The sequence below is a fragment of the Streptosporangium subroseum genome, from assembly GCF_900188345.1.
Classification (GTDB): domain Bacteria; phylum Actinomycetota; class Actinomycetes; order Streptosporangiales; family Streptosporangiaceae; genus Streptosporangium; species Streptosporangium subroseum.
Genome location: NZ_FZOD01000001.1, coordinates 167,385 through 186,463, shown reverse-complemented (window position 1 = coordinate 186,463; position 19,079 = coordinate 167,385). Strand labels below are relative to the sequence as shown.

Here is a 19,079-nt window from a genome sequence, read left to right as displayed (position 1 = left end):
GCGGGGACGTGAGCGGACGCGCGGGCGGGCATGCCGGCGGGCACGGTGAGCTCGCGAACGCGGGCTCCGAGCCGGGAGGCGAGGAGATCGTGAGCCGGGTCAGAGTACGGAACCTCGCGGTCGTGCTGGAACGGCGGAGCGTGCTGTCCGGCATCGACCTCGACGTCCGCGACGGCGACTGGCTGGCCGTCATCGGGGCCAACGGCGCGGGCAAGTCCACGCTGCTCAAGGCCATGGCCGGGGTGCTGCCCTGCTCGGGCGAGGTGCTCATCGACGACGCGCCGGTCCGGCGGCTCAAGCCCAGGGACCGGGCCCGGCTGCTCGCCTACGCCCCGCAGTCTCCCGCGTTGCCGGTCGACATGACCGTGTTCGACTACGCCCTGCTGGGCCGCACGCCGTACATCCCCTATCTGGGCCGTGAGAGCCGTCACGACCGTGAGGTGACGGCCTCGGTGCTGGACCGGCTCGACCTGTCACCCTTCACCGCCCGCACGCTCGGCCACCTGTCGGGCGGCGAGCGGCAGCGCGTCGTGCTCGCCAGGGCGCTGGTCCAGCAGGCCCCCGTGCTCCTGCTCGACGAGCCCACGACCGCCCTGGATCTGGGGCACCAGCAGCAGGTGCTGGAGCTCGTGGACCGGCTCCGGCTGGCCGACGGCCTGACCGTCGTCACGACCCTGCACGACCTGAGTCTGGCCGGTCAGTACGCCGACTCGATGACGCTGCTCTCGGGCGGCCGGGTCGCGGCCTCCGGCGCCCCGGCCAAGGTGCTGACCGGGGAGCTGATCGGCGAGCACTTCGACGCGCGCGTCCGCGTCGCGACCGGCCCCGCAGGCCGTCCCGAGGTCCACCTGGAGCGCCCTTGAAACTCACCTACCGCGACGAGGACGGGGCCAGGCTGGGATCGCTGCTGTGGGAGTTCGGTCCCGGCCGGCGGGCCATCTCCTCGGCGATGCTCGGCGGCGGCATCGGCCCGGCGGAGTGGGCGCTGAACGCCCAGGTGGTCGCGGGCTACTCCCGGATGGACCCGGTGGACCACCTGCTCGAGATGGCCCCCGCCGGGCCCGGCGTCGGCATGCTCACCGCGGCCTCGGTCGACCGGTTCGTCCGGGCGGCCGACGGGGGAGCGGAGGCGGCGGCGACCGTCGGCCTGCGCGTCCCCACCTGGGCCGCGGCCCCCGACGGCGTCCCCGACCCCGAGCTCGCACCCCTGTACGTCCCGGGCACGATCAACATCATCGTCACCGTGCCGGTCGCCATGACCGACGCGGCCCTGGTCAACGCGGTCATGACGGTGACCGAGGCCAAGTCCCAGGCGCTGGCGGAGGCCGGTTTCGCCTGCACGGGCACGGCCTCCGACGCCGTCTGCGTCGCCGTACGGGATCACGGACCCGAGGAGCTCTTCGGCGGCCCCCGTTCCACCTGGGGCGCCCGCATCGCCCGCGCGGTTCACACCGCCGTACTGCAGGGCGCCCAAGCCTGGGCGAATCGTGATCAACCAATTACATAAAGTAAGAGAATCGTGGGAAGTAGCATGTGAGCGAGGGTAGGACTCCCGATACTGAGCAGGTGACCGCAATGGCAACGACGGAGCCGACGACCAAGCGGACGGTCCTTCAAGGAGAGCCGCCGTTCACCGTCGACGACCTGCTCACGTTTCCCGACGACGGGAACCGCTACGAGCTCTTCAATGGGAGCCTGCTGGTGAGTCCCTCGCCCATCCCCCTGCATCAGCGTGCGATCGCTCGTCTTCTCAGAATTCTTGAGGACGCCGCTCCGCCGGAGTTGGAGCCGCTGCCGGAGGTCAATCTCCGGGTGGGCCCCCGTGACTTCTTCATCCCCGACCTCGTGGTGGTGTCGGCGGAGACCCTCGACAGGACGGAGCTGATGTTCGCGCCGGACGACATCCTGCTGGCCGTCGAGGTGGTCAGCCCGAGCACCCAGATGAGAGACCGTCACATCAAAAAGGTCGCCTACGCCGCCGCGGGCATCCCCGCCTACTGGCGGATCGAGCTCTCCGAGGGGCCGTCCCTCCACGTCCACGAGCTCGCCGGTGAGGAGTACAAACCCGCCGAGAAGCATGAGGCGGGAGAGATCGCGACCCTGCTCGTGCCCTTCGAGGCGAGCTTCGATCCCGCGGTGCTCATTCGGCCCCGCGCCTAGCGCCGTGATGCGGGTGCGTCCGCCGAGTCGCACTTTTGGAGGTCGGCTCCGGCGGGGCGACGACGGAAAACCCGGTCGGGCTTCACGGTCGCCGTCCCAGCCGTGAGCGGCAGGTCGTTCTCCTGGCAGGTCGCTGCCCGACCGTACATCTATCCGCCCGCCCGCCCGTTCACGTGATGGTTATACCGCACGGGTAGAACTGGGTGATTTTTCGCTTTTGTGCCTACTTGTGCTAGTTTATTGCGACGCAAGGCCGTTGTCCCGCCGGAGCTGTCCGGAGAGGGGTGCGATGGCTGAGGATGGCTTTGTGGTGGTGTTGCCGAGAGGGCGCGCATTCTCGCCGGATCGGGCACGCGAAGCATAGACTTTGCACATCTGCTCACGGCGGGGTGCGGATAAAGCGAAAGACCGTGAATGTCAAGGGGAAAAGCCGGGTGAAGGTTCCCAAGCTGTTGCCTTTCGCAGGTAGGAGTGGGAAGAAACCCAATTCTTCAGGCTGAGACGGTTCACTTATTCGCTGCTCTTTGCGACCCTTGTCCTATCCCCTGTAGGGAGTGGCGATGCGGCGGTTCGGTTCGTTCCTGGCGTTGGTCGGAGGCCTGTCCCTGGCGGTCACCGCGGTGACCCCCGCGCTCGCTCACGAGCACCCCAGTGGAATCACCGATCTGGTGACCCCCGCGGTGGTCCGGATCGAGGCCACGGCGAAGATCAAGGTCACCCTGCTCGACCACATCGGCGAACTGCTCCATGTGGAGCGTTCCTACGATGTGCCGATCGGCACCGGCACCGGCACGGTCGTCAATCCCGAGGGCGCCATGGTCACCCTCACCGGGGTGGTCAAGAACGACCTCGACCTCGAGGTGTACGCCGCCAACAAGATCTTCGCCGCGCACCACAAGGTCAAGATTCCCGCGGACTTCGAGCGGCACACCCTCAAGGACGAGCAGCTCAACCACCACCTGCAGGAGTGCTACCCGCCCAAGCAGCCCACCGCCACCTGCATCTTCGACGTCACCACCGACCTCAGGGTCTTCCCCAACATCGCCCCTGCCGACAAGGAGGGGTTCAAGGCCGAGATCGTCCGTACGGGCGACAAGCCCGACAGCCCCGCCGTGCTGAGGCCCGTCGGGCGCGCCGACGGTGGTGCGGGCCTGCCCACGGCGCCGCTCGCCGCCGTGGTGCCCACCAAGGACGCCTCGCCGGTGGCGGTCGCCGGGTTCACCGGGCGACCCGCCGCGAACCTTCCGGAGACCGTGGACATCGGTCACCTGCGGGCGGGGGGCGCCGGTGAGAGCGGCCGGCAGTTCAGGGATCCGGAGAGCAAGGTCAACGAGCCGGAGAAACTGGGAGCCCTCGTCGACAGGGGACTGCTCGGCGGGCCGGTGATCGAGGACAAGAAGGGCGAGGTCGTCGGGCTGCTGGTCGGCGGAGGCAAGGACGCCAGGATGATCGGCATCCGGGAGGTCACCAAGGCGCTGGCCGAGGCGGACGTCGCCCCCAGACGCGGCCCGATCGACGCCGCCTTCGAGCAGGCGCTGACCCGTTTCCACACCCATTACTACGGTGCCGCGGTCCCCGCCTTCCAGCGGGTCCTGGACCTCTATCCGGGCCACACCGTGGCCGCCGCGCACCTGAAGACGTCCCAGCAGAAGCGTGGCACCGCCGAGGACGCGGGGACCAAGGGAGCCGCCGCCGTCGCCGACACGGGAGAGACGCCGCTCTGGCCGCTTCTTGTCGTCGGAGCCCTGCTCGTGGGGGTCGTGGTGGTGTGCGCGCTGCTGCTCTGGCGCCGCAGGTCGTCCGCACCGGACTCCCCGGCGAGCCCGTCCGCGCCGACCCGGCCTCCCCTGACCGATCCGCCCGCGCAGACTCGGCCCCCCTTGATGAATCCGCCCGCGAATACGCGGCCTCCCCTGACCAATCCGCCGGGACCGGCGTTCGACGAGAAGGCCGACGCCACGATCGTGGTCGGCCGTTCCTTCCCCGCGCTGCCCAGGATCCCCACCTCGCCGGGCCAGCCCGTGCTGGTCGCGAAGGGGCCCGATACCAAGAGGGACCCCGGTACCAAACCGGCTGACACGCCCACGCAGCAGAAATACTGCACCGGTTGCGGGATGGGCCTCGGCCCCGCCCACAGCTTCTGCGGATACTGCGGCCAGTCTGTCAAGACGTGATGTCCGTGAATGACAGAGCGCTGATCGGGCGGGAGGTGGCCGGTTACTACATCGAGGACCTCATCGGCAAGGGCGGCATGGCCGTGGTCTACCTCGCGGTGGACCCCCGGCTCAACCGCCGCGTCGCACTGAAGATCCTCAACCCGCTTCTCGGGGAGGACGACCGGTTCCGCCAGCGCTTCGTCCTGGAGTCGCGGACGGTCGCGAGCATGGACCACCCCAACATCATCCCGATCTACGAGGCCGACAGCGCCGATGACGGCACCCTGTACATCGCGATGCGCTACGTGGACGGCCCCGACCTGCGCAAGATCTTCTACGACCGCGGGCCGATGACGGTGAGCCAGGTCAACCGGATCTTCGCCCAGGTGGCCGCCGCGCTGGACACCGCTCACGCGCACGACCTGATCCACCGTGACGTCAAGCCCGCCAACATCCTGATCGCCGCTCACACCGAAGGCGACCACGCCTATCTCACCGACTTCGGCATCACCAAGCACCGCACCTCGCTCTCCGGGCTGACCCAGACCGACCAGTTCATCGGCACGCCCCGCTACATGGCGCCCGAGCAGATCAACAAGGAGCACATCGACGGCCGCTGCGACCAGTACGCCCTGGCCTGCGTGGTCTATGAGGCGCTGGCAGGGCAGCTGCCGTTCCAGCGTGACAACGAGATCGCACTGCTCTGGGCGCATCTGGCGGAGGCGCCCACGCCGCTCACCACGCTCCGGCCCGACCTCCCGCTGGAGGTCGACGGCGTCATGATGCGGGCGCTGGCCAAATCGCCCGAGCAGCGCTACGACACCTGCGCGCAGTTCATCGCCGAGCTGCGTGACGCGATCAGCGGAACGAGTCAGCCCTACGAGTTCGCCAGGGTGGCGCCGACCGAGGAGACGAGAAGGAGACAGCCCAAGCCCGGTGGCGGCAAGGGCATTCTCATCGGTGCCGCGGTGGCGATCGTGACGATCATCGCGCTGGTCGCGGTGCTCGCGACGGTCCTGCGGGGCGGTGACGACTGGACGGCTCAGAAGGGTTCGGCCGCCGTGCCGATCGCGTTCGAACATCCCGCCGACTGGTCGCTGCAGCAGCAGGCGGACGTGTTCGTGGTGGCCTCGCCGCACGCGGACGAGTTCCGGACGCTCTTCGCCACGCCGGTCACCGCCGACTGGGCGACCGCGAACGAGACCATCAAGAACACGCCGGAGGAGGCCACCGGCTTCTACGCGCAGACACTGGACACGCTTGATCCCCGTGGCGGGGCACAGCAGCTGCAGGAGACCCTGCAGTCCTCGCTGCCGGGCAAGGTCAGCGTCTTCTCCGAAGTGGTCCAGGTGAGCGTGGGCGGGCAGCCCGCCGTACGGCTGGAGGGGTCGATCGCCGACCCGCAGCGTGGTGGCCAGCTCGACTTCACGGGGTGGGCCGTGGAGCGGGCGGACGAACCCGCCCTGGTGATCTACTTCTGCGCACCCAGCCGGTGTGACAACGCACTGGCCAACCGGTTCATCCGGAGCGTGTCCTTCCCGGAATAGCGATCATCCAGGCGTGTTCTTTCGGGAGTGGCGCTTGGCCTGTGTCGAAGTGGCTATCCCTTGGGCCTGTGCTTTTAAGAGCGATTATCGGAGTGGGCGGGTCTAAAAAGCATCTATGGGATGAAATATCCTCTTTTGGGGGAAATGACTTAGGTCCCACTTGTGGGTGGCTTGCCTGGATGACTTGTCCTGTATGCATGGAGGACATGAGGCTTTAGTCTCCGAACATGGCGGTTCCGTCTCCCTTCTTTCGACACCTCCGTACGGTGTCGAAATCCGATGCGCTCATCGGTTGCGTGATTGTCGCTCTCGGCATGCTCGAGGCGTTTACCGTCGCGACCGAGTACGGCGCCGCCGAGACACCCGAACCGTGGTGGATCGGTCAGGCGATTGTCACCGGCGTGCTCGTGTGGTTCCGCCGCAGGGCGCCGGTCGCGGTCTTCATCCTCATGATCCTCGCCCAGTACGTCTGGTACCGGCAGGGGTACGAGTTCTGCCAGACCTGGCAGCTCGCCTCCCTGCTGATCGCCTTTCACACGATCGGCGCCGAGCTCCCCCTCAAGCCCGGCCTGGCCTGGGCCGTCGCCGGAGTCCTGGCCTTCGACTCGGGCGCCGTCGACCATCGCGGGCTCCCGTTCGGTGAGGCCACCTTCCTGACCGTCGTTTTCGCCGCCGCCTACCTCACCGGCCTCGCCCTGCACGCCCACGCCACACGCACGCTCCGCCTGTCCGCCCACGCCGAACGGTTGGAACGTGACAGGGAACGCCGAGCCGCCGAGGCCGTCGCCGAAGAGCGGATCCGCATCGCCCGCGAGCTGCACGACGTCGTCGCCCACAGCGTCAGCATGATGGTCATGCAGGCCGGGGTGCTCCGCCGTACGGGGAGCGGGGACGCCGAGGCGCTCCTCGGCATCGAGCGGATGGGCCGCGAGGCCGTGGAAGAACTGCGGGTCATGCTCGGCGCGCTGCGCATGCCCCTGGACGAGACCATTCCGCAGCCGGGTCTGGACCTGCTGCCCGGCATGGTGAACGCGCTCGTCTCCTCGGGGCTGCGGATCACCCTCGACGTGAGAGGCGAGGCGGTACGGCTCGCCCCCGGGCTGGACCTGTCGGCCTACCGCATCACGCAGGAGGCGCTCACCAACGCGGTCAAGCACGCGGGGGAGTCCGCGATCCGGGTCACCGTCTCCTACCGGCCCGGCTCCGTGGAGGTGGAGGTCCTCGACGAGGGCGGTGGCGGCCCGCCGGGGCTGTCGACGGGCAACGGTCTCGCCGGCATGCGCGAGCGGGCCGCGCTGTTCGGCGGCGTGTTCGAGGCCGGCCCACGTCCCGGGGGCGGGTTCCGGGTCCACGCCTCTCTGCCGATCTCCCTGGAGACGTTCGCGAATGAGTGGATCAGATGATCCGGCGACACCGCCGATGACGGGGCACCCCCGTGAACGAACCACCGAACCACCGGTCAGGGAGAAGGAATGAGCATTCGCATCGTCATCGCCGACGACCAGGCGATGGTCCGTGCCGGGCTCAGGCTCATCGTGGAGAGCGAGCCCGGCATGGAGGTGGTGGGAGAGGCGCCCGACGGGGTCGAGGCCGTCGCGGTGGCTCGACGTACCCGGCCGGACCTCGTGCTGATGGACATCTCGATGCCGCGCATGGACGGCCTCACCGCCGCGAAGCAGCTGCTGGACTGGCCGGACCCGCCGAAGGTCGTCATGCTGACGACCTTCGACACCGACGAGAACCTCTACGCCGCGCTCCGCACGGGGAGCAGCGGTTTCCTGCTCAAGGTCTCGCCGCCCGAACAGCTCCTGGACGCCATCCGTGTCGTCGCCGGTGGTGACGCCCTGCTCGACCCCGCCGTCACCACCCGGGTCATCGCCTCCTTCGCCGGCCGCCACGACCCCGTGCCCCCGCCGCAGCTGGCCGACCTCACCCCGCGCGAGCTGGAGGTGCTGCACTCCCTGGCCCGCGGCCTGACCAACGCCGAGATCGCGGCCAAGCTCTTCGTCGGTGAGGCCACGGTGAAGACCCACGTGGCGAGGGTGCTGATGAAACTCCATCTGCGGGATCGGGCTCAGGCGGTGGTGTTCGCGTATGAGTCGGGCGTGGTCCGTCCCGGGACGGCCGTCGGGTAGTGGGAGATCCACTCCTCGCGGCTCATCCGGAGCATCCTGATCCCGAGCGAGCCCAGCGCGACGGCCGCCGCACTCCACGCCGCGACGGTCACCGGGCCGTACGGAATCAGCAGCGAGGCGCCGTAGCCGATGCCGGCGAGGAGGGGCACCCACCAGTGCGCGAACCCGGCCCGCCACACGCCGACCAGCAGGACGGGCAGGCCGAAGAGGCCGAGGAACAGCCACGGCAGCTGGAAACCGAAGACCACGCCGGGCAGGTTCAGCATCTCGTCGAGGATCTGCTGGGTCCTCTCCGGTGTGTTGTGCTGCCCGAGCCACCACTCCACCGGGTCGATCATGAGCAGGCCCGACAAGTTGACGTAGCCGAGGACGGTCAGCGTGCCGACGACGTGGCCGAAGACCACGGCACGGCGGCGCATCACGTGCAGCAGGCCGAGAGTCGCCAGGGCCATCAGCAGGTAGGACCAGTGATACATCGCCGACTGGAGTTGTGCGAGCGCGGGGTTGGCGCCGTAGCCGACGGCCTCGCGCTCGTCGCCCCAGGTGCCCGGGTCGACGACGGCGGCGACCGCCTGGAGCAGAGGCGCGGCGATCAGCAGCGTGCCGGAGGCGACGCGTCTGAAGTCGGCTGAGTCCTTGAACATGTGATTTTCCTTGCCTGCGCGGGACTTGTCGCACAGAACGGTAGGTCGCCGCTTCCCTCCCGGTCGTCCGTCTCCGGGCGGATCCGCCGTCCCCCGCGCGGAGGTCGAGGCGTGGCGCGGACGTGCCTCCGGAGATCCGATGGGACGACCCTCGGAGGTCCGGGCCGGGTGGCGCGGCTGACTCTCAGGAGGTTCGGTGGGACGGTCCTTCGGAGGTCCGGACGGGGTGGCGCGGGCCGGCCTTCCGGAGGTTCGGTGGGACGGCCCTCAGGGGGTACGGGCCGGGCGGAGGCCGTTCATGACGATGGCGACCAGGTCGTCCACGAAGCCGGGCGGGACCTGGACCGAGGTCGCGGTGGGATCGAAGAGCATGGGGGGCAGGACCAGCTCGTGACAGGCACCGATGATCATCGTGGCGGCGGCCTCGACGCTGACGCCCCGGGCGATGCGGCCGAGATCCTGCTCGGCGCGCAGGTAGCCGGCCAGGTGCGCCCGCAGTCCCAGCCCGTCTCCGACGGGGCTGGGCATGCCGGCGAACAGGGCGAGGACCTCGGGCCGGCCGAGCAGGCCCGCGAAGGCGGGCAGGATGGCGGTGTGCAGGGCCACGCCGTGGGTGAGGTAGACGTGCAGGTTGGCCTCGACGGTGCCGCTGCCGGCCTTGCCGGGCAGCTCGACCAGCTCGCGTTCCACGGTCTGGACGTGGGCGTGCAGGGCGAGCGCGAGGAGCTCCTCCTTGCCCGCGAAGTGGTTGTAGAGCACGCCGTCGGCGACCTGGGCCTCCCGGGCGATGTCGCGCACGGTGAGGCCGACGGTGCCGCGCAGGGCTATGAGGCGTTCGGCGGCGGAGATCAGGTGCTCGCGCAGGCTCTGACCGCCGCCGCCGTCACGCAGGACGGCTGCTTTTCTCGGTGACATCACCTGCATCGTATGAGTGCCACGACCCGCGCGTCGCCCGGCAGACGGTCAGAGGGCGCCGCGCAGCCGTACGGCGTCGGGCTCCTTTGTGTATGGTCCGCGTCGTCGCCTGGCGGTTGGTCAGGGGCGGGTGGCGGTGACGAGCCAGGCGGCGCCGCGCAGCCGTACGGTGTCGGGCTCTTCATAGGGCCGCATCGCCGCCGTGAGCGCGTCACGGGCCCGGGCGGCGGTGGTCTGGTCGACCTGGCCGAGCATGTGGCGGACGGGGCCCCAGGCGTGGAGGAACCTGGCCGCGTCCGCGGCGTCCCTACCCCACACCTGGGGCGCATCGATGGGCACCGAGGTCACCTTCTCGTAGCCGGCGCCGGTGAGCACCTCGCGGATGCGGGCCGGGTCGGCCAGCGACTCCGGCCCGGAGGGGGCCGGCCCGTCGGAGGCGGGCCACGACGAGCCCGGGGGCAGGTGTTCGGCCATCGCCGCGAAGACGGCGCCCAGGTCGTTGTCGCTCATGTCCCGCAGGGCCAGGAAGGCGAGGCGGCCTCCCGGCCGCAGCGCGCGGCCGATGTTGGCGAACGCGGCGACCGGGTCGGTGAAGAACATGATCCCGAAGCGGCTGACCGCCACGTCGAAGCCCGCGGTGGGGAAGGGGTGGATCTGGGCGTCTCCCTGCTCGAAGGTCACGTTGGCGACCCCCTCGTCGGCGGCGGTGGCGCGGGCCCGCTGGAGCATCGGCGCCGACAGGTCGACCCCGGCGGCGTGCCCGAGCCGCGCCCGCCGGGCGGCCAGCCGGGTCACCTGCCCGTTTCCGCACCCGATGTCGAGCACCCGGTCCCGCTCGCCGATGGCGGCCGCCGCGAGCAGGTGGTCGTTGAACCCGCTGTTCACGGCGTCGTAGCGGTCCTGGTGATCGGCCCAGTGGTTGCCCTCGTAGCCGTTCCACGCCTCGGCCTGCTCGGTGTTGACGATGGAATGCATCCTTTTTCCTCCTGTGGGCGCGATCGAATGGCTTCGCCGGCCTCGGGGTCTCGGTTCGGTGGGACGCTTATTATGAACAGACGTTCATGAACGTATGTTCATATTGATGTACGGGGCCGGGGGTGTCAACGGAACACAAAAATCAGGAGGCCCTGGGCGGACGGTTCATCCGGTCCGGACGGCCTGTGCCGCGACAGGTGAGGGCCGCACGCCGGTTTGCCCGCATTTGCATCCGTTGAACGACCGTTATCGCAGGTCGGCGAGATATCGCTATTGAGAGGCCGAGGCGGTCCAACTGTCACAAACTGGATATATGAGCAAATCGATGACAGAAAGCAACGGTACGAACGCTGCCGCTCACGGGCTCCTCGAAGACAAGGTGGCACTGGTCAGCGGGGCGGGGCGGGGCATCGGCGCCGCCGCCGCACGGCTCTTCGCCCGGGAGGGCGCGTCGGTCGTGCTGACCTCACGCACCGAGTCCGAGCTGAGCGACGTGGTCGACGAGATCCGGGCGGGCGGCGGCACCGCCGACTACGTGGTGGCCGACATGGCCGACGCGGAGAGCATCCAGAACGCGGTCGACACGGTGGTGGAGCGCCACGGGCGCCTCGACGTCGCCTTCAACAACGCCGGAGTGTCCATTTCTCACGTACCCCTGGCCGAGGTGCCCGACAAAGACTTCGACCGGGTCACCTCGATCGACTACAAGGGCGTCTGGCTGGCCATGGTGGCGGAGATCAAGGCGATGCGCGCGACGGCCGGGGGCGGGGCGATCGTCAACAACAGCAGTACCGCCGGCCTCAGGGCCAGCGCGAAGCTGGGACCGTACTCCGCCTCCAAGCGGGCGGTGAACAGCCTCACCGAGACCGCCGCCGTCGAGTACGGGCCCGAGGGCATCCGGGTCAACGCCATCGCTCCGGGCACCACCAGGACCGCGATGTTCCAGCGGCTGGTCGCGGAGGAACCGGCCATCGCCGAGGAGTTCAGCGCCGGCACTCCACTGCGCCGCGTCGCCGCCCCGGAGGAGGTCGCCGAAGCGGCCGCCTGGCTGCTGAGCGACCGCGCCTCGTACGTCACCGGCGCGGTCGTGCCCGTCGACGGCGGCCTCACGATATGAGTCCCGCCAGCCGGGACCGGGGTTCGCGTCCGGCCGTCAGATGGGCAGTGCGGGGATCGAGGTTCGCGTCCGGCCGTCAGGTGGGCAGTCGCAGGCCGGTGCCGGCCGAGAAGAGCTGTTCCTTGCCCGGCACGATCCGCAGGAAGACGCGGGCGCCCTTGGAGGGCGGCGCGGTGGGGTCGACCCGGGCGATGACGGTCTCCTCGCGGAGGGCCGGATCGGTCGCGTCGGCGTACTGGCCGTAGAGGAAGGCGTCCGAGCCGAGCTCCTCGACGACGGTGACGGTGACCGGGAAGGTCGTGTGGTCCTTGTCGGCGTCGCCGACCACCTCGACGGCCTCGGGCCGGAAGCCCAGGATGACGCGGTCGGTTCCCTCGTCCCTGAGCGCCTTGAGCGTCTCGCGGGTCAGCCGCGTCCGCGTCCCGCCGGAGAGGACCGCCTCCTCGCCCTCGACGCGATATTCGGCCAGGTTCATCGACGGGGAGCCGATGAAGCCGGCGACGAAGACGTTGGCCGGCTGCTGGTAGAGGCGCAGCGGCGTGTCGACCTGCTGCAGGAGCCCGTCCTTGAGGACCGCGACCCGGTCGCCCATCGTCATGGCCTCGACCTGGTCGTGGGTCACGTAGACGGTTGTCGTCCCGAGCCTGCGCTGCAGGGCGGCGACCTGGGTTCGGGTCTGCACGCGCAGCTTGGCGTCCAGGTTGGACAGCGGCTCGTCCATCAGGAACACCTTCGGCTCGCGCACGATCGCCCTGCCCATGGCCACGCGTTGCCGTTGGCCGCCGGAGAGCGCCTTGGGCTTGCGGTCGAGGAACTCCTCCAGATCCAGCAGGCGGGCCGCCTCGAGGACCCGGCGGTTGCGCTCGTCCTTGGGAACCTTGATCACCCGCAGGGCGAAGCCCATGTTGTCGGCCACCGACATGTGCGGGTAGAGCGCGTAGTTCTGGAACACCATCGCGATGTCCCGGTCGCGCGGCGGCAGGTGGGTGACATCACGCTCGCCGATGGCGATGCGACCGCCGTCGACCCTCTCAAGCCCGGCGAGCATGCGCAGGGAGGTGGACTTCCCGCAGCCGGACGGACCGACGAGGACCAGGAACTCGCCGTCGGCGATGTCGAGGTCGAGGGCGTCCACCGCGGGCTGCGTGGACCCGGGGTAAACGCGGGTCGCCTCGTCGTAAAGGACTCTGGCCATGTCATCACTCCTGCGGTTGTACGACGGCCTTGACCAATCCGGGGTCGCGGGTCCCCGCCGTGAGCGCCTGCTCGACCTCGGCCAGGCCGTAGTGGCCGGTGACCAGGGCGTCCAGCCGGACGCGTCCCGAGACGACCAGTTCGATGGCCGTCGGCCAGGTGTTCGCGTAGCGGAACGTGCCCGTCACCTCAAGCTCACGCGTCTGCACGTGCGCCAGCGGCAGCGGGATCTCGTCCCCGCCCATGCCGACGAGGACGACCCGGCCGGCCCGCTCCACCGAGCGGACGGCCTCCCCGATGGCGGCGGGATGACCCGAGCATTCGAGCAGTACGTCGGGGTCGAACGCGGCATCGGCCAGGCGGTCCTCCCGTACGTCGAGGGTCGCGCTCGCCCCCAGGTCACGCGCCAGCCCGAGCCGGACGGGGTTGACATCGGTGATCATGACGTCGGTGGCGCCGAAGGCCAGGGCGGCCTGCAGGCAGAGCAGCCCGACCGGGCCCGCGCCGGTGACGAGCACGCGGGTGCCCGGCCCGACCCGTGCCTTCCCGCAGGACCACACGCCCACCGACAGCGGCTCGATCAGGGCGGCGGCGTCATCGGACAGGGCGTCCGGGACGGGGTGGGCGAACTCCTCGTGCACGACGACGTACTCGCAGAAGGCGCCGTCGATCGGAGGGGTGCCGAAAAATCGCATCCGCGGGCAGAGGTTGTAGCGGCCGGCTCGGCACTGCGGGCAGGTGAAGTCGGGCACCCCCGGCTCCAGCGAGACGCGCTGCCCCAGGCGGTGACGGCCGGCCCCGGACCCGGCGGCGACCACCGTCCCGGAGGGCTCGTGGCCGAGCACCAGCGGTGACTCCACCACGAAGTCGCCGATCCGCCCGTGCTCGTAGTAGTGCACGTCGGAACCGCACGTCCCGACCGAGGCGACCCGTACGAGCACCTCCCGCGGGCCGGGCTCGGGCCGGGGCCGCTCCTCCAGCGTGATCTTTCCCACGCCGTGCAGCACCGCCGCGCGCATGGTGTGCTCGCGCGTGGCCTTCGGTTCCCCTCCGCGCCGGTGGTGGGACCGAGGATGAACGTTGTGCGAGGTCATGGCCCACGCTCCTACTCTCCGGTGACGGCGCCGAGGGTGAGCCCGGTGACCAGCCAGCGGCGCACGGCGAGCCCGGCGAGCATCATCGGCACGACCACGATCGTGCCGATGGCGGTGAGCTGGCCCCAGTCGATGCCCGTCTGGGTGACCAGCTGGGAGGCGGCGATGGGCAGCGTCTGGGAGTTGGGCCCGGAGAAGACCACGGCGAACGCGTAGTCGTTCCAGGCGAAGACCAGGCAGAGCACGAAGGTGGTGACCAGCCCCGACTTGGTCAGCGGGAGGATGACCGTGCGGAAGGCCTGCCAGCGGGTGCAGCCGGCGACGAGCGCCGACTCCTCCAGGGAGGCCGGAACCTCGGCGAAGAACGCGCTCATCAGCCAGATGGCGAACGGCAGGTTGAAGGTCAGGTAGGCCAGCACCAGGCCGGGAATCGAGTCGATCAGGCCAAGCCCGCGGAAGATCAGGAACAGCGGGACCACGACCGCGGCGATGGGCGCCATGCGGGTCGAGATGATCCAGAAGGCCAGGTGTTTCTTCCCGCGCATCTGGGTCCGCGCCAGGCCGTAGCCGGCGAGCGCGCCCAGGCAGACCGCGAGCAGCGCGGAGATCCCGGCGGCGAGCACGCTGTGCCAGATGTAAGGGCCGAGGTTGTTCGAGCCGGTGAACAGGTTGCGGTAGTTGTCCAGGGTCGGCGCGAACAGGACCTGCGGCGTGGCCGAGGTCACGTCCGTGCGGTTCTTGAACGACGACAGAAGCATCCAGAGCAGCGGGACCAGCGTCCAGAGCAGGGCCACCGCGAGAAGAATCCCCACCACCCACCGCGAGCGCCGGCTGCTCTCCTCCAGCGGGGACTGCGGCATCCCCGGCGGGGCGGCGAGGATCCCGTGCCCGTTCCCCCGTACGGCCTGATCGGGGCCTGCCTGCCGGGGTACGGACGACCGCGGCGTCATCGAGGTGCTCATCGGGTCGGCCCCCCTTCCCGTGCGGCCCGCCGGGGTACGGATGATCGCGGCGTCATGAGGGTGCTCATCGGGTCAGCCCCCTGGTGTCCAGCAACCGGACGAAGGTGCGGGCGATGAAGATCGAGAAGGCCAGCATCGCCAGGCCGATGGCGGCGGCGTAACCGAGGTCGAAGAAGCGGAACGCGGTCTCGTACAGCCGAATGGGGACGATCTTGGTCGCGTCCGCGGGTCCGCCGTTGGTGGTGACCCAGATGATGTCGAAGTAGCGGATGGCGTCCATCGAGCGGATGAGCAGGGCGACCAGCAGCACGTTGGCGATCGCGGGGAAGATGATGTACCGCAGCGTCATCCAGGCCGGGGCGCCGTCGACGGCGGCGGCCTCCCGCACCGACTGCGGCACGCTGGACAGGCCGGCCAGGGTGATCAGGGCGATCAACGGGGTCCACTCCCACACGTCCATCAGCACGACGGCGGCGAAGGCGCTGACAGGGCTGCCGAGGATGTCTCCGGTGTAACCGAGGGAGCGCAGCACCCACGCGTAGAGCCCGAAGGTGGAGTCGGTGAGGTAGCGGCCCAGCAGGCCGACGATCACGGGTGCGGCGAACATCGGCAGCAGCAGCAGGCTGAGCAGGATGTTACGGCCGCGCAGCACCCGGTACAGGCACAGCGCGATGCCCACCCCCAGCGCCATCTCCAGCCCGACGGTGAGCACGAAATAGATGATCGTGCGGAGCCACGACATCCACATGTCGGCGTCGGTGAAGAAGCGCACCCAGTTGGTGATGCCTATCACCTCGAGCCGGACCCCGCCCAGCAGCAGGACACGGGAGAAGCTCATCGCGATCAGGGCGAGGAAGGGCACGATCGACAGCGCGGCCAGCAGGATCAGGCCGGGCGTCATCATCCTGCCCTCGAAGCCGACGCGCGGCTCCTTGGGAGCGGAACTCTGCGGCCGGGCGGCCTGGCGGAGCACCGGTGAGGAGTCTGCGGCATGCGCCATCAGGCCACCCACCCCCGTTCCACGATCTGGTCCACCCGCTCCTTGATCGAACGCATCGCCTCCTCGGGCGGCACCGACCCGGTGAGCATCCGGGACAGCTGCGTGAAGATCGCGGTGTTGCACTCGTTCCACATCGGGATCTTGGGCCGGAGGCCGATCTTGTCGGGCTGCCAGGCCTGCCGCACCGCGGCGGCCGTGAGCATGTTGGGCATCGACGAGGGCCGCTTCTCGGCCGCGCGCACCTCCGGCAGCTCGTAGACGGAGGTACGCGTGGGAGTGCCCCCACCGGCCTTGCTCTTGAGGTTGGCGAGCTGCGTCTGGGGCGAGGTGGCCCACACGATGAACAGCCAGGCCGCCCCGCGCTCGTTGGGCATCGTGTTCCCGCTGATCGCCACCCCCGTGCCCCCGTACATGTTGGCCGTGCCGCCCGGGCCCTTGGGCAGTGGCGAGTAGTCGACCTTGCCGGGCAGCACCTCCTCGTTGCTGGCCGCGTACTCGTGCCAGTTGGGGCACATCGCCAGCCGACCCGCGCGGAACGCGGCGCCCAGGCCGTCCCAGTCCCACGTCTTCGAGGCGGGGTCGGCGATGCCGAGCAGCCGGTTGTAGAACTCCGCGCCGGTGATCGCGGCGGCGGAGTCGATCCGGCACGGGCCGGGGCTCCGCGACCCCATGCGCCCGACTTCCTTGCCGTTGTCGAAGTAGTCGCCCCCGTAGGACCAGAGCACGTTGCTGAAGTCGTTCATCAGGGAGTCGTGCTGGCGGCCCTGATGGCCGGTGCCGTACGCGACGTCCGACTTCGCGTTCTTGTTGAACCACTGGGCGATCCTGAAATACTCCTCCCACGTCCGGTCACCGCTCGGACGGGGGTCGAAGCCGAGGTCGTTTGTCATGCGGTCGCGGTATTTGTCGAACAGGTCGCGCCGGTACTGCCAGATCATCGTCGGGGCGTCGTACGGCAGGGCGTAGACGGGCGCGGGCTCGACGAACTTGCCGGCGGCGTCCAGCTGGGTGGGGATGAAGTCGGTGAGGCCGAGGGGCAGGTCCGGCAGGTTCGGATCGGCCTGCAACGAGCGCAGGTCCACCAGCCCCCGCTGGTACGGCGCGAGAACCTGGTAGGGGTCGGCGTAGACCACCTGGTACTGGGCCCGGCCCGAGGCCAGGTCGAGGGCGACCCGCTGGACCAGCGCGGTCAGCTCCAGCGTCACGATGTTGACGTTGATCCCCGTCAGATCGGTGAACGGGCGGAGGTTCGCGGCGATGGCCGCGGTGGGAGCGGTGTTCTCCGAGATGAAGTTCAGGGTGGCACCTTTGAACTGCCGCCACTGGTCGCCCCCGGCGACGCGTGCCACATCGTCGCGGGAACCGCAGGAGCTCAGGCTCCCGGCCAGCGTCAGGGAGGCTCCGGTGGCCAGCGCGCCACGGAGAACGTCACGCCTGCTCGGCTGAGATGGATGGTCGCTCACTGCACCTCCTGACACCGCAGGTCAGGGCAACGACGATAGATTTATTCCATTTATCCGGTTATATCGCAAAAATATTGATTTAAACATATATATGATGTTTTGTCCTAAAGATGTGAGGCCTTGGCTTCCATTGAGAAGTGGCGGCAGGGTTTGTTGAACCGAGGAGTGGCGGCGGATTCGTTGAACGCGCCCGATCGGACCGAGGCCGCCCTTTGCCTTACTTGCACCGTTATGGGTCGGTCGGGAAGCCGCAGCACCTTCCATGGTGCACATACAACGTCCTCGGGGTCGGTGGCTGACTTCTTGATGGATAACCTCGAAAGAGTGCCGTCGAGGCTCAGACCCGACGGGACGTCACCTATCGAGGCTCAGACCCGATGGGACGCCACCTGAGGCGCCGCGACACTGTCATCCCGACCACATCGGGGGCCTCCGCGGACCAACGCCTCGTCCCCCACCAGCGAAGGGCCACTGTCATGTCCAATTCTTGGGAGATCAAAAACCGGCTGTGCGACGCGGTCAACGCCCACGATCTGCACCGAGTGCTCGAGTGCTACAGTCCGGACGCCGTCCTCGTCGGGCCGGCGGGCGTGGCAGAAGGGTACGAGCAGATCGCCTGGTACTACGAGCATCTCTTCAAGGGCTTCCCGGACTTTCACCAGACGGCCTGGTTCGAGGTCGCCTGCGACGAGCCCGCGGTCACGGAATGGACGATTACCGGCACCCACATGGGGCCCCTCCTTCTGCCCGACGGGCGCGAGCTGGAAGGAACCGGCCGTCGCATCACCGTCCGCGCCTCATGCGCGGCCCACATCGCCGACGGCCTGATCGTCACGCACCGGGAATACTTCGATCAGCTGGAGCTGTACAGCCAGCTCGGCTTCGGCCTGACCAGGATTGACGGCTCCACCGTGTAGGTCAGGGTAGGTCGGGCGCTCGTCGCCAGGCCGAGGACCGCGCTCAGCTCGCGCTGGGGACGGTGACGTTCCTCTCCTTGAAGTTGTAGCCGTTCTTCGAGGCGTTCTCCCGCAGGGACTCGAAGGATCTCATGCTGGCGTCGAGGTCGGCCTGGGTGGCGGTGCCGTTCTTCAGCTTGCCGAGCAGGTTGTCGAAGCTGTCGCTGACCGCCTTGGTCCCCTTGCACAGCGTCGGGTTGGCCATGGCGAAGCGCCTGGCGACCCTCAGTTCGTGAAGGGTGAAGGCACCGGCCGCGGCCGCCTTCAGGAAGTTCCGCTTCCGTCTCGGCGCCCCGCGTTCGAAGCCGCCGCTCCGCAGCGGCCTGTAGATGTAGCGATAGAAGGCACCCAGGGCGAGTCCCGCGTGCAGCGCGAAACGCGTCTTGGCGAACGGCCTGGCGTTGGCCGTGGCCGGGCACTCCCCGTCGTACTCCCGGTCGGCTTCCACCGCCGGCGCACCCGCGGCGGGCGGGACGCCGGGGTCCGGCAGGTCGGGCGCGGGCGCGGAGTTCCTGGTCGCCGCGATCTCGGGATTCGCGGTGGTCGTCTGGTCGCCGGCACAGCCACCGAGCAGCGTCACGGCCAGCAACGCCGCCGCCGGGACGGCAACGGACCGGGCACCCCGTACAGGCATTTTTCCCCCTGAAGAACTTCAGGCGCTCCGATTCGCACCTTCCCTCACCGCCGTACCCTTCGTAGTCGATTAGACACATTCTGTAGCGGAGGTCGCGGGGATGCCTGGTCGGTCGTGTCTTCGCGTG

18 protein-coding genes are annotated in these 19,079 nt (G+C 69.2%); 9 read left to right on the top strand and 9 right to left on the bottom strand.

The window, feature by feature from the left end; translation table 11 throughout:
- Nucleotides 1–8 precede the first annotated feature (8 nt).
- The 7 genes from CHC08_RS00860 to CHC08_RS00830 all read left to right on the top strand — a co-directional run bounded on the left by CHC08_RS00860 (nucleotide 9) and on the right by CHC08_RS00830 (nucleotide 7,998).
- Nucleotides 9–863, top strand: coding sequence for an ABC transporter ATP-binding protein (locus CHC08_RS00860; RefSeq protein ID WP_245878049.1), 855 nt, complete (start codon nucleotides 9–11; stop codon nucleotides 861–863).
- A complete protein-coding gene (locus CHC08_RS00855) occupies nucleotides 860–1,507 on the top strand; it encodes an adenosylcobinamide amidohydrolase (protein WP_089205177.1) in 648 nt (215 codons plus the stop codon). The genes CHC08_RS00860 and CHC08_RS00855 overlap by 4 nt, the downstream gene beginning before the upstream one ends.
- A 68-nt stretch (nucleotides 1,508–1,575) precedes the next feature.
- Nucleotides 1,576–2,160 carry a Uma2 family endonuclease gene (locus tag CHC08_RS00850; RefSeq protein ID WP_089205176.1) on the top strand — a complete coding sequence of 195 codons (585 nt, stop codon included), beginning with the start codon at nucleotides 1,576–1,578 and terminating at the stop codon, nucleotides 2,158–2,160.
- A gap of 560 nt (nucleotides 2,161–2,720) precedes the next feature.
- Complete coding sequence (locus CHC08_RS00845; protein ID WP_089205175.1) at nucleotides 2,721–4,334, top strand: hypothetical protein; 1,614 nt, start codon at nucleotides 2,721–2,723, stop codon at nucleotides 4,332–4,334.
- A complete protein-coding gene (locus CHC08_RS00840) occupies nucleotides 4,334–5,863 on the top strand; it encodes a serine/threonine protein kinase (protein WP_179281825.1) in 1,530 nt (509 codons plus the stop codon). The genes CHC08_RS00845 and CHC08_RS00840 overlap by 1 nt, the downstream gene beginning before the upstream one ends.
- 296 nt (nucleotides 5,864–6,159) lie before the next feature.
- Complete coding sequence (locus CHC08_RS00835) at nucleotides 6,160–7,266, top strand: sensor histidine kinase (RefSeq protein WP_143653037.1); 1,107 nt, start codon at nucleotides 6,160–6,162, stop codon at nucleotides 7,264–7,266.
- Nucleotides 7,267–7,335: 69 nt separating this feature from the next.
- Entirely contained in the window at nucleotides 7,336–7,998 is a 663-nt protein-coding gene (locus CHC08_RS00830; RefSeq protein ID WP_089205172.1) for a response regulator, read from the top strand.
- Here CHC08_RS00830 and CHC08_RS00825 read toward each other — a convergent pair.
- The 3 genes from CHC08_RS00825 to CHC08_RS00815 form a co-directional block, all read right to left on the bottom strand.
- On the bottom strand, nucleotides 7,938–8,642 hold the full coding sequence (locus tag CHC08_RS00825) for a hypothetical protein (protein WP_089205171.1): 705 nt from the start codon (nucleotides 8,640–8,642) through the stop codon (nucleotides 7,938–7,940). The genes CHC08_RS00830 and CHC08_RS00825 overlap by 61 nt on opposite strands.
- A gap of 267 nt (nucleotides 8,643–8,909) precedes the next feature.
- Nucleotides 8,910–9,557 carry a TetR/AcrR family transcriptional regulator gene (locus CHC08_RS00820; RefSeq protein WP_089205170.1) on the bottom strand — a complete coding sequence of 216 codons (648 nt, stop codon included), beginning with the start codon at nucleotides 9,555–9,557 and terminating at the stop codon, nucleotides 8,910–8,912.
- Nucleotides 9,558–9,677: 120 nt separating this feature from the next.
- The gene (locus CHC08_RS00815; protein ID WP_089205169.1) at nucleotides 9,678–10,532 is read right to left on the bottom strand and encodes a class I SAM-dependent methyltransferase; all 855 of its coding nucleotides are present in this window, start codon (nucleotides 10,530–10,532) and stop codon (nucleotides 9,678–9,680) included.
- Between the two features lie 325 nt (nucleotides 10,533–10,857).
- On the opposite strand from CHC08_RS00815, the gene CHC08_RS00810 reads away from it, so the two are divergent.
- Complete coding sequence (locus tag CHC08_RS00810) at nucleotides 10,858–11,649, top strand: SDR family NAD(P)-dependent oxidoreductase (protein ID WP_089205168.1); 792 nt, start codon at nucleotides 10,858–10,860, stop codon at nucleotides 11,647–11,649.
- Nucleotides 11,650–11,725: 76 nt separating this feature from the next.
- Here CHC08_RS00810 and CHC08_RS00805 read toward each other — a convergent pair whose 3' ends face one another.
- The 5 genes from CHC08_RS00805 to CHC08_RS00785 all read right to left on the bottom strand — a co-directional run bounded on the left by CHC08_RS00805 (nucleotide 11,726) and on the right by CHC08_RS00785 (nucleotide 17,362).
- Nucleotides 11,726–12,844, bottom strand: coding sequence for an ABC transporter ATP-binding protein (locus CHC08_RS00805; protein WP_089205167.1), 1,119 nt, complete (start codon nucleotides 12,842–12,844; stop codon nucleotides 11,726–11,728).
- Between the two features lie 4 nt (nucleotides 12,845–12,848).
- A complete protein-coding gene (locus CHC08_RS00800) occupies nucleotides 12,849–13,937 on the bottom strand; it encodes an NAD(P)-dependent alcohol dehydrogenase (RefSeq protein ID WP_245878048.1) in 1,089 nt (362 codons plus the stop codon).
- 11 nt (nucleotides 13,938–13,948) lie between these two features.
- A complete protein-coding gene (locus CHC08_RS00795; protein ID WP_218825053.1) occupies nucleotides 13,949–14,899 on the bottom strand; it encodes a carbohydrate ABC transporter permease in 951 nt (316 codons plus the stop codon).
- 64 nt (nucleotides 14,900–14,963) lie between these two features.
- Complete coding sequence (locus CHC08_RS00790; RefSeq protein WP_089205380.1) at nucleotides 14,964–15,899, bottom strand: carbohydrate ABC transporter permease; 936 nt, start codon at nucleotides 15,897–15,899, stop codon at nucleotides 14,964–14,966.
- Nucleotides 15,899–17,362: an extracellular solute-binding protein gene (locus CHC08_RS00785; protein WP_089205165.1), complete on the bottom strand. Its 1,464-nt coding sequence runs from the start codon at nucleotides 17,360–17,362 to the stop codon at nucleotides 15,899–15,901. The genes CHC08_RS00790 and CHC08_RS00785 overlap by 1 nt, the downstream gene beginning before the upstream one ends.
- Before the next feature lie 476 nt (nucleotides 17,363–17,838).
- On the opposite strand from CHC08_RS00785, the gene CHC08_RS00780 reads away from it, so the two are divergent.
- The gene (locus tag CHC08_RS00780; RefSeq protein ID WP_089205164.1) at nucleotides 17,839–18,279 is read left to right on the top strand and encodes an ester cyclase; all 441 of its coding nucleotides are present in this window, start codon (nucleotides 17,839–17,841) and stop codon (nucleotides 18,277–18,279) included.
- A 43-nt stretch (nucleotides 18,280–18,322) separates the two neighbouring features.
- Here CHC08_RS00780 and CHC08_RS00775 read toward each other — a convergent pair whose 3' ends face one another.
- A complete protein-coding gene (locus CHC08_RS00775) occupies nucleotides 18,323–18,952 on the bottom strand; it encodes a hypothetical protein (protein WP_089205163.1) in 630 nt (209 codons plus the stop codon).
- Nucleotides 18,953–19,079 lie beyond the last annotated feature (127 nt).

Coding starts and splice junctions, on each gene's coding strand:
- CHC08_RS00850 (WP_089205176.1), top strand. CDS start 1,576: ATGGCAACGACGGAGCCGACGACCAAGCGGACGGTCCTTCAAGGAGAG.
- CHC08_RS00845 (WP_089205175.1), top strand. CDS start 2,721: ATGCGGCGGTTCGGTTCGTTCCTGGCGTTGGTCGGAGGCCTGTCCCTG.
- CHC08_RS00840 (WP_179281825.1), top strand. CDS start 4,334: ATGTCCGTGAATGACAGAGCGCTGATCGGGCGGGAGGTGGCCGGTTAC.
- CHC08_RS00830 (WP_089205172.1), top strand. CDS start 7,336: ATGAGCATTCGCATCGTCATCGCCGACGACCAGGCGATGGTCCGTGCC.
- CHC08_RS00825 (WP_089205171.1), bottom strand. CDS start 8,642: ATGTTCAAGGACTCAGCCGACTTCAGACGCGTCGCCTCCGGCACGCTG.
- CHC08_RS00820 (WP_089205170.1), bottom strand. CDS start 9,557: ATGTCACCGAGAAAAGCAGCCGTCCTGCGTGACGGCGGCGGCGGTCAG.
- CHC08_RS00815 (WP_089205169.1), bottom strand. CDS start 10,532: ATGCATTCCATCGTCAACACCGAGCAGGCCGAGGCGTGGAACGGCTAC.
- CHC08_RS00810 (WP_089205168.1), top strand. CDS start 10,858: ATGACAGAAAGCAACGGTACGAACGCTGCCGCTCACGGGCTCCTCGAA.
- CHC08_RS00805 (WP_089205167.1), bottom strand. CDS start 12,844: ATGGCCAGAGTCCTTTACGACGAGGCGACCCGCGTTTACCCCGGGTCC.
- CHC08_RS00800 (WP_245878048.1), bottom strand. CDS start 13,937: ATGACCTCGCACAACGTTCATCCTCGGTCCCACCACCGGCGCGGAGGG.
- CHC08_RS00795 (WP_218825053.1), bottom strand. CDS start 14,899: ATGAGCACCTCGATGACGCCGCGGTCGTCCGTACCCCGGCAGGCAGGC.
- CHC08_RS00790 (WP_089205380.1), bottom strand. CDS start 15,899: ATGGCGCATGCCGCAGACTCCTCACCGGTGCTCCGCCAGGCCGCCCGG.
- CHC08_RS00780 (WP_089205164.1), top strand. CDS start 17,839: ATGTCCAATTCTTGGGAGATCAAAAACCGGCTGTGCGACGCGGTCAAC.
- CHC08_RS00775 (WP_089205163.1), bottom strand. CDS start 18,952: ATGCCTGTACGGGGTGCCCGGTCCGTTGCCGTCCCGGCGGCGGCGTTG.